At 57.0% G+C, this 12,700-nt stretch carries 11 protein-coding genes, 1 tRNA gene and 1 pseudogene; 10 read left to right on the forward strand and 3 right to left on the reverse strand.

Going from position 1 to position 12,700, the window contains the following annotated elements:
• Window positions 1-167: 167 nt before the first annotated feature.
• The gene (locus tag QMK51_RS11875) at window positions 168-1,220 is read left to right on the forward strand and encodes a hypothetical protein (RefSeq protein WP_320394151.1); all 1,053 of its coding nucleotides are present in this window, start codon (window positions 168-170) and stop codon (window positions 1,218-1,220) included.
• 59 nt (window positions 1,221-1,279) lie between these two features.
• Here the strand turns inward: QMK51_RS11875 and QMK51_RS11880 are convergent, their stop codons facing one another.
• Window positions 1,280-2,368, reverse strand: coding sequence for a 3-deoxy-7-phosphoheptulonate synthase (locus QMK51_RS11880; RefSeq protein ID WP_320394152.1), 1,089 nt, complete (start codon window positions 2,366-2,368; stop codon window positions 1,280-1,282).
• A gap of 628 nt (window positions 2,369-2,996) precedes the next feature.
• Between QMK51_RS11880 and QMK51_RS11885 the strand changes: the two genes are divergently transcribed.
• From QMK51_RS11885 to QMK51_RS11910, 6 genes are all read left to right on the forward strand, one after another.
• Window positions 2,997-3,755, forward strand: a complete 759-nt coding sequence (locus tag QMK51_RS11885) for a carbon-nitrogen hydrolase family protein (RefSeq protein ID WP_320394153.1) — start codon at window positions 2,997-2,999, stop codon at window positions 3,753-3,755.
• Window positions 3,756-4,199: a GNAT family N-acetyltransferase gene (locus QMK51_RS11890; RefSeq protein WP_320394154.1), complete on the forward strand. Its 444-nt coding sequence runs from the start codon at window positions 3,756-3,758 to the stop codon at window positions 4,197-4,199.
• A gap of 127 nt (window positions 4,200-4,326) precedes the next feature.
• Window positions 4,327-4,968 carry a UvrY/SirA/GacA family response regulator transcription factor gene (gene uvrY / locus QMK51_RS11895; protein WP_008015884.1) on the forward strand — a complete coding sequence of 214 codons (642 nt, stop codon included), beginning with the start codon at window positions 4,327-4,329 and terminating at the stop codon, window positions 4,966-4,968.
• 2 nt (window positions 4,969-4,970) lie between these two features.
• Window positions 4,971-6,794 carry an excinuclease ABC subunit UvrC gene (gene uvrC / locus QMK51_RS11900; protein WP_007933764.1) on the forward strand — a complete coding sequence of 608 codons (1,824 nt, stop codon included), beginning with the start codon at window positions 4,971-4,973 and terminating at the stop codon, window positions 6,792-6,794.
• Between the two features lie 33 nt (window positions 6,795-6,827).
• Window positions 6,828-7,388, forward strand: a complete 561-nt coding sequence (pgsA, locus tag QMK51_RS11905) for a CDP-diacylglycerol--glycerol-3-phosphate 3-phosphatidyltransferase (protein ID WP_007933765.1) — start codon at window positions 6,828-6,830, stop codon at window positions 7,386-7,388.
• Window positions 7,389-7,451: 63 nt separating this feature from the next.
• A tRNA-Gly gene (locus QMK51_RS11910) sits at window positions 7,452-7,527 on the forward strand.
• A 91-nt stretch (window positions 7,528-7,618) separates the two neighbouring features.
• Here the strand turns inward: QMK51_RS11910 and QMK51_RS11915 are convergent.
• Together QMK51_RS11915 and QMK51_RS11920 are read right to left on the reverse strand one after the other, a co-directional pair.
• On the reverse strand, window positions 7,619-7,975 hold the full coding sequence (locus QMK51_RS11915; protein WP_320394155.1) for a type II toxin-antitoxin system RelE/ParE family toxin: 357 nt from the start codon (window positions 7,973-7,975) through the stop codon (window positions 7,619-7,621).
• A 2-nt stretch (window positions 7,976-7,977) separates the two neighbouring features.
• Window positions 7,978-8,268 (reverse strand): type II toxin-antitoxin system ParD family antitoxin, encoded by a 291-nt coding sequence (locus QMK51_RS11920; RefSeq protein ID WP_180925459.1) that lies wholly within the window; start codon window positions 8,266-8,268, stop codon window positions 7,978-7,980.
• Between the two features lie 1,032 nt (window positions 8,269-9,300).
• Between QMK51_RS11920 and QMK51_RS11925 the strand changes: the two are divergent.
• From QMK51_RS11925 to QMK51_RS11935, 3 genes and pseudogenes are all read left to right on the forward strand, one after another.
• Window positions 9,301-9,660 (forward strand): annotated as a pseudogene (locus tag QMK51_RS11925) (transposase); the annotation flags it as partial.
• A 273-nt stretch (window positions 9,661-9,933) separates the two neighbouring features.
• Window positions 9,934-11,307 (forward strand): sigma-54 interaction domain-containing protein, encoded by a 1,374-nt coding sequence (locus QMK51_RS11930; RefSeq protein WP_320394156.1) that lies wholly within the window; start codon window positions 9,934-9,936, stop codon window positions 11,305-11,307.
• A gap of 182 nt (window positions 11,308-11,489) precedes the next feature.
• Window positions 11,490-12,638: an iron-containing alcohol dehydrogenase gene (locus QMK51_RS11935; protein ID WP_320394157.1), complete on the forward strand. Its 1,149-nt coding sequence runs from the start codon at window positions 11,490-11,492 to the stop codon at window positions 12,636-12,638.
• Window positions 12,639-12,700 lie beyond the last annotated feature (62 nt).

Consider the following 12,700-nt stretch of genomic DNA (forward strand, 5'->3'; position numbering starts at 1 on the left):
TAGCGATGACTGGACGCTTCTTCGTAATGACCTACTTATGAAACGTCTTTTTTCCGTACAAACCGACGCGATTGTCCGGCATCGCGGATTAACGCCGTGGGGTTCAATGGGCTTTGTTCGATGCCGACCTTCAAGGCGGCATTTATTCCAGGGACTGGAGCGTGTGAATGACTTTTTATGAAGCGGATAGCCTCAATGTTGTAGAGCAATGCATGGCGGCACCACAGCTGGAGCAGGCGGATAACTCGGTGCTCGATCCGTCGGAAAGTAAAGCCATCGTCACCGTTGCGCCTTACCCGTATATGGCCTGCGGAGACAAACTGGAAATGTTCTGGTCAGGTATTGATGCAGAGGGGGTTGCGTATTGGCACGACGTGTCGCGTTTCGTCAGCGAAACTCAGGTGGGCAGGGCGGTGGTCTTTCGCGTATCGGGTGAACACATTGCCGCACTGGATGGAGGATCGCTCAAGGTTTACTACAGGCTCTACAGTGCGCTCCTTTGTGAGCCAGTGGAGTCCGAGCGTTTACACCTGTATGTCGGTGATGCACGGCCAGATTTGCTGCCTGCGATTGTGGACGATGCAGTGGGCGGCACGCTCGACCCGGGCAGAGTCGCCGAGGGCGCGAGCATAACGATCAGACGGTATGCCCGGATGGCGGCTGGAGATCGGGTCTTGCTGTCTTGGGCAGGGGGTACGCCACAAGCGAGCTTCAATGACGCATTGACAGTCGAATCCTTTGCAATAGAAGGCGAACTGTCGTTCTGGATACCTCCCGACTGTATTGCACCCAATCTCGGGGCAGTTGTTACGGTCAGCTATTGCGTCGAGCAGAAGGGGCAAACATCACGTTTCTCTGAACCTGCGAAGCTGTTGATCGGCCCTCTGGAACGAGGACCGCTTTTGCCACCCTCCGTGCTGGAAGCCGATGAGGGTTGGCTGGAGCTGCAAGATGCGATCGATGGTGTCACCGTCGTGATCGACAATGTCCAGGCCGAAGAGGGCGAACTGGTCTACCTGAAGTGTGACGGCGAGCATTTCAGTCACCGCGATGAACGTGAGGTTTTCAGGGAAATGGCCGGCCAACCGTTGGTGTTTGTCGTTCCCTACAGGTTCTGGCGCGAGCATCGGGACTTGACGGTCCGAATAGCCTATTCAGTCGAACGTCTCGACGATGTGAGCCAGCAGTCCGAAGTCACGTTAGTGCGAGTGCAGTCGTAAACTGATTTAACGTCAACAGCCTTCCAGTTTTCTATTGAGAACTGGAAGGCTGTCATTGGTCATTTCGGCTGTTGAGTGCGGCGCTGCACACGGAGTTGTTCGGCGGCCTGCAGCAACAACTGTTCCGTCCCGCTCCAGCCAAGGCAGCCGTCCGTTACCGACACCCCGTAACGCAACGACAGGTTCAACGGCTGGCAGCCTTCGAACAGATGGCTCTCAATCATCATGCCGACCAGTGAGCGATCGCCTTGCAGGCGTTGTTCGAGTACGTCGTTGAACACGGCTGGCTGACGCAGCGGATCTTTACCGCTGTTGGCGTGGCTGCAGTCGACCATGATCCGCGCCGGGATCTTGAGTCTGGTCAAATCGCTGTGCACCTTGGCGACGCTGTCGCGGTCGTAGTTCGGGCCGTGATGGCCGCCACGCAATACCAGGTGGGTGTCGGGGTTGCCCGGCGTCTGAATAATTGCAGGATGCCCCTGGCTATCGACACCGAAATGGCGATGCGGATGGGCGGCCGAGCGCATGGCATCGCTGGCGATAGCCACACCGCCATCGGTGCCGTTCTTGAACCCTACCGGCATGCACAGGCCGCTGGCCATTTCCCGGTGGATTTGTGATTCGGTGGTACGGGCGCCAATCGCGACCCAGCTCAGCAGATCGTCAAAGTAGCCGGCGGCCATCGGTTGCAGCAGCTCGGTGGCAACGGGTAAACCCAATTGGAGCATTTCGCGCATCAATTCGCGGGACAGCGTCAAACCGCCCGCCATGTCATCGCTGCCATCCAGATGCGGGTCGTAGGCCAGGCCTTTCCAGCCGACCGTGGTGCGGGGTTTTTCGACGTAGGCGCGCATCACCAGCAGCATCTCATCGCTGACTTGTGCAGACAGGTGGGCCAGGTTAGCGGCGTATTCGAGGGCTGAGCGGGGATCGTGAATCGAGCAGGGACCAACGATCACCAGCAGACGGGAATCCTCACCGTTGAGGATCGCGCGGACTGCCTGACGGTGGGCGGCGACTTGTTGGGTCAGGGCGTTGCTGAGTGGCAGTTGCTGTTTGAGTTGCAATGAGCTGGGCAGACGCAAGGTCAGCGCTTCATTGGCAGGGCTCAAGGTGGACAGCGGCAGAGCAGAGATGGACGAGTTCATATTCGGGCTTCCTGGGCTGGCGGCGGGTTCGTCCCGCACGCTCGGCCCTACTGGGGTGTTCGACAATTGGCCGGATTGGCTGCGTGTGTGTGCTTGCCACCTGTGGGTGACCGATCGGAGGCGGCAGGCTGTCCCGAGCGGAGGCTGGTAAATCGCCAGGCGGTAAAACTGTCGTAACGGTAATAAGTGGCGTAATTCATGTTCAAAACTCCTGGATGTCTGGTGTGACGCTAAAAATGTTCAGGGCTGAAAAAACAAAACCCCCGGTCGGGAGGCCGACCGGGGGTTGAGAATTCTCTGGTGGCGACCCGTTTAAAGTGGGCGCCGTGTGGGTATCAGGCGCGCCAGTGGCTAAACCAATACCCAAAATAAGAGCTGACCGAAGCACAAACGTCATTCGCCCGGGCAGCCGCAACCGAGCGCGGGGCGCTGGCGGTACGAAGCTGTGAGAGGGCGTTGAACATGGTCTGTCTCCGATGAGTGAACCGAGCTTACTAGAGGCCGGTACGCGGATTCAATCAGAAAATGCTATCGATGATCATGGGCTTTTCTATCGCTTGAGTGCGTCGGGCGTTGTGACACACTTTGCGCTGCGCCCAACCACAACAACGTCACAAGGACGGAAACCATGACGACACTGACCATTGCCGCCGCTCAGTCGATCTCCATCGCCGGTGAGCTTGCCGCCAATATGGTCTGGCATCAGCGCTTCATGCAGGTTGCCGCGGAGCAGGGCGTGCAATTGCTGGTGTTTCCGGAACTGTCGCTGACCGGCTATGAGCGTGGTTTGGCGCAGGAGCTTGCCATCGCGCCAGACGCCAGGGTGCTGCAACCGCTGCGCGATTTCGCACGGGAAGTCGGTGTGACCAGTGTCGTCGGAATGCCGATTCGTCTGTCGGAAGATTCGCCGGTACTGATCGGTGCTCTGGTATTGGGTGCCGATGGTTCGCTCGGAATTTACAGCAAGCAGCATTTGCACCCGGGCGAGGAGGCGGCGTTTGCCCCGGGAACGGGCGGTTCGACATTGACGATCGGCACCGATACCGTCGCGCTGGCGGTATGCGCCGACTTTTCTCACGCCAGTCACGCGGCAGCAGCGGCACGGCAGGGCGCTGATCTTTATGCTGCGGGCGTGTTGATCACAGAAAACGGCTACGCTCCTGATACCGCACTATTGCAAGGCTATGCCCGCACTCACTCGATGATGATACTGATGGCCAACCATGGCGGCGCAACGGGTGGCTGGGAGTCGGCAGGGCGCAGTGCAATCTGGGCTGCGGACGGGGCGCTGATTGCGGCAGCGCCGGGTACGGGGAACCTGATGGTCGTTGCTCGCCGCAATGTTGATGGCTGGAAGGGGCAAGTCGTGGCTGTCGCGGAGGCTTGAATGGGGTTCGAATTGCGTCCGGCAACGTCTCGGGACCTGGACTTCGCTCGTAACCTGACTTGTCGAAATATGCTTCGCTACTACATTCAACATGAACTGTTGTGGCTGGACGAAGCTTTCGATGTTGCCTGGGAGGGACGCGAAAACTGGCTGATTGTGCGTGATGACACGCTGATCGGTTATGTCAGCCTGAGTCGTGACGCCAGAGCCTTGTACATCCGCGAACTGCATTTACTTGAAGCGTACCAGGGGCAGGGCGCCGGTTCCTGGGTGATCGATCATGTATTCGTCATGGCATGCAAGGAACGACGCCCGGCATTGCGTCTGACCGTCTTTGAAAATAATCCGGCAAAAATGCTTTACGAGAGAAAAGGCCTGAAGGTGGTCGGCAAAGACGAGTGTTTCCTGAGAATGCAGCGTGATATCAATGAACTGCATCGCTGAAACACATAGATGGCAAGCCTCGCAAGAAGAATTGACACTTTTTATATGCTGCTTTCCGCTAGGTCTGCCAGTCGCTTTTTGCTAAGGTGTCCGGCAACCCAATAAGACCAAATCGCGAGGTGTCTGCTTGATTAGGGTGCTAGTAGTCGATGACCATGATCTCGTTCGTACAGGCATTACACGAATGCTGGCTGACATCGATGGCCTGCAAGTAGTCGGCCAGGCTGAGTCAGGGGAGGAATCCCTGCTAAAAGCGCGTGAGTTGAAACCCGATGTGGTGCTGATGGACGTCAAGATGCCCGGGATCGGCGGTCTTGAAGCCACGCGCAAATTATTGCGCAGTCATCCGGACATCAAAGTCGTCGCGGTCACCGTGTGCGAAGAAGATCCGTTTCCTACCCGGCTGCTCCAGGCAGGTGCCGCGGGTTATCTGACCAAGGGCGCCGGATTGCCGGAAATGGTCCAGGCCATTCGCCTGGTGTTTGCCGGGCAACGCTACATCAGCCCGCAGATTGCCCAGCAACTGGCGATCAAGTCGTTCCAGCCAACCAACGATTCGCCTTTCGACGCCTTGTCGGAGCGGGAAATCCAGATTGCGTTGATGATTGTCGGCTGTCAGAAGGTGCAGATCATCTCCGACAAGTTGTGTCTGTCGCCAAAAACAGTGAATACCTACCGTTACCGTATTTTCGAAAAGCTTTCGATCAGCAGCGATGTCGAGTTGACGCTGTTGGCGGTTCGTCACGGCATGGTTGATGCCAGCCTCTGAAAATGACTGAAACCTTCGATCCAAGCGCTTTTCTGTCGACGGTCAGTGGACGGCCGGGTGTCTATCGCATGTTCGACAGCGATGCCCGCCTGCTTTATGTCGGCAAAGCCAAAAATCTCAAGAAGCGTTTGGCGAGCTACTTCCGCAAAACCGGTCTTGCCCCCAAGACCGCTGCGCTGGTAGGCCGTATCGCCCAGGTCGAAACCACCATCACGGCCAACGAAACCGAAGCCTTGTTGCTTGAGCAGACGCTGATCAAGGAGTGGCGCCCGCCGTACAACATCCTGCTGCGTGACGACAAATCCTACCCTTATGTCTTTCTTTCGGATGGCCAGTTCCCACGCTTGAGCATCCATCGGGGGGCTAAAAAGGCCAAGGGCAAGTATTTCGGTCCTTACCCCAGCGCAGGTGCGATCCGCGAAAGTCTGAGCCTGCTGCAGAAGGCTTTTTTTGTTCGGCAGTGTGAAGACAGCTATTACAAGAACCGCACGCGGCCTTGCCTGCAATACCAGATCAAACGCTGCAAGGCGCCATGTGTCGGCCTGGTGGAGCCTGAGGTGTACGCCGAAGATGTACGCCACTCGGTGATGTTTCTTGAAGGTCGCAGCAATGCACTGGCGGACGAGTTGTCCGCAGCCATGGAGGAGGCGGCGGTCAACCTCGAGTTCGAGCGCGCCGCCGAGTTGCGTGACCAGATCTCGTTGCTGCGCCGGGTCCAGGACCAGCAGAGCATGGAAGGCGGGACGGGCGATGTCGATGTGATCGCGGCATTCGTCAACCCGGGTGGCGCCTGCGTGCACTTGATCAGCGTGCGCGGCGGCCGGGTGTTGGGGAGCAAGAACTTCTTCCCGCAGGTGGGTATTGAAGAAGACGTTTCCGAAGTCATGGCAGCGTTTCTTGGCCAGTACTTCATCAGCAGTCCCGAACGCGACTTGCCGAGCGAACTGATCGTCAACGTGGTTCACGAAGACTTTCCGACGCTGATCGCAGCCATCGAAGAGCTGCGCGGTCGCGAACTGACCATCAGCCATCGCGTACGTGGCACGCGAGCGCGATGGCAGCAATTGGCGGTCACCAATGCAGAGCAAGCGCTGGGCGCACGTCTGGCTAACCGGCAACACGTCGCGGCACGTTTCGATGCCCTGGCCGAAGTGCTGAGCCTGGACGAGCCGCCGCAACGTCTGGAGTGCTACGACATCAGTCATTCCAGTGGCGAAGCCACGGTCGCATCCTGCGTGGTGTTCGGTCCGGAAGGCCCGATCAAGTCCGACTACCGCCGCTACAACATCGAGGGCGTTACGCCGGGCGACGACTATGCGGCGATGCACCAGGCCCTGACCCGACGCTTCAGCAAATTGAAGGACGGCGAGGGCAAGTTGCCGGATATCCTGCTGGTCGACGGTGGTAAAGGTCAGCTGTCCATGGCCCGTGACGTGCTCAACGAGTTGGCCGTGCCCGACCTGATTCTGCTCGGCGTTGCCAAAGGCGCTACGCGCAAGGCCGGTTTCGAAACCTTGTACCTCAACGACGCTGCCCACGAATTCACCTTGCGCGGTGATTCCCCCGCGCTGCATTTGATTCAGCAGATTCGCGACGAAGCTCACCGTTTTGCCATCACCGGGCACCGTGCACGGCGCGGGAAAACCCGCCGCACCTCGACGCTTGAGGGCGTTGCCGGCGTCGGGCCGACACGTCGACGCGATTTGTTGAAACATTTTGGTGGATTGCAGGAGCTGTCTCGTGCCAGCATCGAAGAGATCGCCAAAGCACCCGGGATCAGTAAAAAGCTCGCAGAGTTGATTTATGCAAATCTGCACAGCGAGTAGAATGCCCAACTCACCTCGTAGCCAGTTGTGCCGATGAATATCCCTAATCTGATTACCGTTCTACGCGTCCTGCTCATTCCGATCTTCATTTTGCTGTTTTACTTGCCTTACCACTGGAGCTATCTGGCGTCGGCTTCGGTCTTTGCCTTTGCCGCCGCGACCGACTGGCTGGACGGGTATCTGGCCCGACGTCTGGAACAAAGCACACCGTTCGGGGCCTTCCTCGACCCTGTTGCGGACAAGCTGATGGTCGCCGTTGCACTGGTTCTGCTGGTGCAAGAGCATGGCAACCTGTGGCTCACGCTGCCGGCCGCCGTCATCATCGGTCGCGAAATTGTCGTCTCGGCACTGCGCGAGTGGATGGCCGAACTCGGCGCCCGCGCCCATGTAGCGGTATCGAACCTGGGCAAATGGAAAACCGCCGCGCAAATGCTGGCGCTGGTTATCCTGTTGGCTAATCCGTCGGACTTCAGCTTCTGGGTCCTGATGGGGTACGCCTTGCTGATGGTGTCCGCTGGCTTGACCTTGTGGTCCATGGTCCAATACTTGCGGGCCGCCTGGCCGCATCTGAAGACGGATGTGGAAAAGAAATAAAACTTTTTTGAATCAAGGGGTTGACGGGGGATGTGGATTCTATAGAATGCGCATCACCAAGACGCGGGAATAGCTCAGTTGGTAGAGCACGACCTTGCCAAGGTCGGGGTCGCGAGTTCGAGTCTCGTTTCCCGCTCCAAGATTCAGAAAAAAGCCACTCAGATGAGTGGCTTTTTTGTGCCTGAAAAATACCTCAGCGTGACATGCATTGCGCTGGACGTTCGAGCGCGTCAGTCGGTAGGCAGGTGCAACTGCACCTCCATGGCATCATGAAGGAGTCGGACGACCTCGATCACGTCGTCGTTTGTCACGCGATAGAACACGACATGGCGCGGGCTTTTGACCGTTCCATGGGGGTGTTTAGCCTGCTGGCGTGAGTAAATGAGGTGATAGCTGCGAAGGCCCGGTGCAAGCTCATCGCGGTCGTGGCTGCCAATGCGATAGGGCGTGTCGGCGATAGCTTGTAATGCGGAGAGGATCAGCGCCTGGTAGCGCTGGCGTGCTTGATCGCCGAACTGCGTCTGGGAGAGCCTGAGGATGTCGACAATGTCGGCGCGCGCCGCGTTGGAAATCCGATACTGCGGCATGCTCAATGTTTCTCGCGCGCGGGGAGGGTGGCCTCCAGGCTCAAGCCCTCGAGGTAGTGCTCCAGATCCCCTTCGTTCAACTGAGTAAAGCGCCCGTGCTCAAGATCCATGATGCCGATCGAGGTCGCCTGACGCAGGGCCTCAATTTTGGCAGTGTCTTCGGCGATGCGCTGCTCCAATAGACGCAAACCTTCTCGCATCACTTCGCTGGCATTCTGATAACGGCCGGACTGCACCAGGTCCTGGATAACCTGATCCTGGTGAGGGGTGAGCACAACGTTTCGCGTCGCCATAATGAGCTCCAGCTTTCGGCAAACAGGTTCTTTCGATCAATGGCATATTATGCCAATTTACCCGCGAACACATAGTTTGGGATTTGTATCTGACGAACTGTGTCGCACGGGGTCATCCTTTGCGCCGAACAGCGCGTGCAGACCCGGACCGCATGTGCACAAAGTCCAAACAAGGCTGTCGCAGGCGGGACGTCGTGGACAGCTTGATTGGTGTGGGCCTTGGGCCCTCAGCTTGGCCAAGCCTTGTTTGATGTGTCCGGCGTTCTCACCGATCGTGTGAGGTGCGCCGCGGACATTGTCGCTAATATCCGTCGCACCTTGGCGTTCTGGGTCGGCGGTAGCTTCCAGTGGGGAGGGCGGCTGTCGACCCAAAGCAGGTATCATCAGCACTCCTCCAAACCTTGCCGATAACTTGGTGCGGCTGTTTGCTTGACGGAACGGCCCACATCCAGTTCCCGGCCCTCAAAGTAAAGTCATGGCTGCGCTATTCTTGACGATTACCAAATATGACCACGCGGCGACATACTCAGGTGAAATCGAGAAACGGCGCGGCTTAACCCCAAGTGTTCTTCGAGTACATTAATAGGTCATGTCTGTACGCATCAGACTGCACGGTCACTCAGTAACGCCACTGTACTGGCTGCCTTGGTCGGCGTGAACCATCACCTCCTGTTTCGGCTTACGCCTCCAAACCGCCATCAATAACGCATCAATGGGCACCCCGACATTACAAAAGCCAGGGCTGCTCCACCTAATTTCTTTAGCTGAATATCTCGTTGAATTCCGTATCAGCACGGCCCAGGGATTTCATCGAGATGTTGCCAGCGTCGTTCTCACCGACGTGCCAGAGCGCAAATTTCGGTAGGTTGAGCCAAGCTGGTGGCTTCGCAGCAACGGGATAGGCCGAACGGGTTTGGCAATTTCGGTGATTGACTTGGTGCTATTTAAAAGAAGCCAATATCCATAACAAAGTCGAAGTTGACGGCAATACTGCTGGACCGGCTGCTTCATTTCCTGTTGGAAAAGCCGGCGATCGAAATTCAGCTCAACGAATCGCCGGATAAACAGGTCTCACTGACCGATCTAGACAGCTGCTCCATGATGACGCGCGGCACGGGAATCGTCGGCTACAACGTGCAGACAGCGGTCGATACGCAGCACCATTTGATCGTTGCGCATAAGGTGACTAACGTCGGTTCCGACCGCGATCAACTCAGCTCGATGGTCAAGCAGGCCGGCGAGGCGATGGCGTCAGAAACGCTGTCGGTGGTGGCGGACCGAGGTTACTTCGAAAGCGAAGAAATCCTGGCTTGTCACGATGCCGGCATCAACGCCTATGTGCCCAAACCGATGACCTCTGGAGCGAGGGCAGACGGGCGTTTCAATAACGACCTTGCGTCGCGATTACAGTAGCCTGGAGTTCGACGAAAACCATCCGATTATCAGCTACCCCTTCTCGGCGCTTTAATACCGCTAAACAGATCACACGCTACGCCAGGGGCTACAGACTTTTGTAGTTGCTGCCAAAGAACGAGATTGCGATCGGGCCCTCAGGGTTTGCGAGCAGATCTGAAACTACATCGTTAGGCCAGGCTTACGTTACTCTCCATCCCTCGGCACAACGTTTACACTTAACTGCTCCGCACCCTCGAAGGAACCTCCCCGGTGAACGTCAACGACGCCAGTTTCGAAGAACTGCTCAACGCTTTGCATGACGGCGTCTACATCACTGATGGCGACGGCAAGACGCTGAAGGTCAATCAAGCCTATGAGCGCCAGACCGGGCTCAGTGGTGCTGATCTCATCGGCCGATCCATGCAGGAGCTTGTGAAGGAGGGCGTCCTCTCGCAATCGGCCACACTGCGTGTATTGCATGAAGGTCGGCCGGTGTCGGTGATGCAGAGCCTGAGTCAGGGCAAGAAATTGTTAGTCAGCGCCACGCCGATTCTCGACGCTGAAAACCGGATTTCATATGTTGTCAGTACCGTACGCGACATGACTGAACTGCTGCGCATGAAACACGAGCGCGATGAGTTGCAACAGCTTAAACAACTGCGCAACAGCACCGCCAAACTTCATGCGGGCCAACGAGACAACCTCCTGCGTTCTCCGCTTATGGCCGATCAAGAGGTTTCTGGCAGTATCTTCTCGCTGGCCCGGCAGGTTGCCAGTAGCTCGGTGAAGGTTCTGCTTCAGGGAGAAACCGGCGTAGGAAAGACCCTCGTAGCGCAATTCATCCACAACGCCAGTCCGCGAGCCAGTGAACCATTTCTGGCACTCAACTGCGGTGCGCTGCCCGAGAACCTCATCGAAGCCGAGCTGTTTGGCTATGCGCCTGGAGCGTTCACAGGCGCAGGTCCTAAAGGCAAGCGTGGCCTGCTGGAGCTGGCGCATCACGGAACATTGTTTCTCGATGAAATTGGTGATTTGCCACTGCCGGTGCAGGTCAAGTTACTCAAGGTCATCGAAGAAAACCGCTTCATTCCGGTCGGTGGCCTGGAGCTGAAGGAGGTCGATGTACGCATCATTAGCGCCACCCACCATGACCTCAAACAGCTGGTGGCCGAAGGTCGTTTTCGGGCAGATCTGTATTACCGGCTCAACGTGGTGCCGATCAACATTCCGGCACTGCGCGAGCGTCGGGAGGAGATTGCTCCGCTTCTGCATTACTACCTCGACAGATTCAATGTCCGTTATGAACGCCAGGTTCAATGGGGGCTCGAAGCCCTCGACCTGATGTGCGAATACGGCTGGCCCGGCAACATCCGCGAGTTGATCAACATAGTCGAGCGCCTGGTGGTGACCAATCAGAGTGGGACTATTGAGGCGCTTGACATGCCTGAGGAGATCCTCAACCTCAATCCGCTGAATACCAATGACACCGGCTTACCGCTGCGCAAGGTATTGGAAAACGCCGAGCGCAATGCGATTCGTGCCGCGCTGCGTGCGCATAAGACCACGCGCCTTGCAGCCAAGGCCTTAGGCGTGAGTCAGGCGACCGTGGTGCAGAAAATGAAACGCTGGGAACATTCTGATTAGGATTCTAATCAGCCCCGATTAAATCGATCAGAAAACTAATCGGGACTGACCAGTAAAAGACCTCCTATTTTCGTGTGAATCGCGTAAAGGCCCACGCCACGGGGCTTTGCGGGTATTGGCACGTCTTTCGCTAACTCGTATGGCACGTCTTCCAATAAAACTACATCAACTGGACGAGCCCGATGAACATCTCTGCTTTCAAAATCGCGAACAAATTGATCACTGGACAAGGCGCTATCAAGCACCTTTCGGCTGAACTGACTCGCCTAGATGTCCAAAACCCGCTGATCGTCACCGACGTCATTCTATTGAAGTCCGGCACTGTTGAGCTGGCTCTGGCGCAACTAGGTGCTCGCCGTTACGGCATTTTCGATCAGGTCAAACCTGAGCCGGAAATTGCCATTGTTGAGGACTGCACCCGCGCCTATCGCGAGGGCAGTCACGACGGCTTGATTGCTGTGGGTGGTGGTAGTGCTATCGATATCGCCAAGGGCGTCGCGGCGTATGCCGGTCATGGAGGTCCGCTGACCGAACTATTTGGTGTCGATCTGGTGAAACGTAAAGGCCCTGCGTTGATTGCTATCCCAACGACTGCTGGCACGGGTTCTGAGGTTACCAACGTAGCGATTTTTTCTGACAAGCAAGCGCAGTTGAAGAAAGGCATTGTCAGCGACTACCTGCTACCCGACGTGGCGCTGGTTTGTCCTACCATGACACTGACCTGCCCACGCAGTGTGACGGCGGCCAGTGGTGTCGACGCGCTGGTGCATGCGGTCGAGTCCTATCTTTCGCTCAACGCTTCTCTAATCACTGATGCCATCGCGTTGGGCGCTATCAAATTGATCGCCAAGGCGCTGCCGAAGGCTTATGCCAATCCATCCAACCTGCAAGCTCGGGAAGACATGGCCACCGGCAGCTTGATGGCCGGCATGGCATTTGGTAACGCAGGGGTAGGCGCAGTGCATGCGCTGGCATACCCATTGGGCGGGCGTTTCAATATTGCCCACGGTGTCAGCAACGCCTTGCTGCTGCCGTACGTGATGGAATGGAACAAGACGGCCTGTGTCGAGCGTTTCCGTGATATCGCCGAAGCCATGGGCGTGTGTGTCGCGCACCTGAGCAACAAGGATGCGGCGGATCTGGCTGTCAAAGCCATGGCAGATCTATGCGCCGCTGTGGATATTCCATCCGGTATGCGCAGTTTCAACGTACCTGAGAATGCCATCCCGGCAATGGCCGAGGAGGCCAGTAAGATCGACCGTTTGATGCGCAACAACCCGCGCAAGCTGACAGCCGCCGATATCGAGAAAATCTATCGCGCAGCCTATTGATTCCGATAAGCCACGACTCCCGCCCTGCGGGTGCGTGCACCCGCCATTACAAGACCAATAAA

The organism is Pseudomonas sp. P9_31, from assembly GCF_034008235.1.
GTDB lineage: Bacteria > Pseudomonadota > Gammaproteobacteria > Pseudomonadales > Pseudomonadaceae > Aquipseudomonas.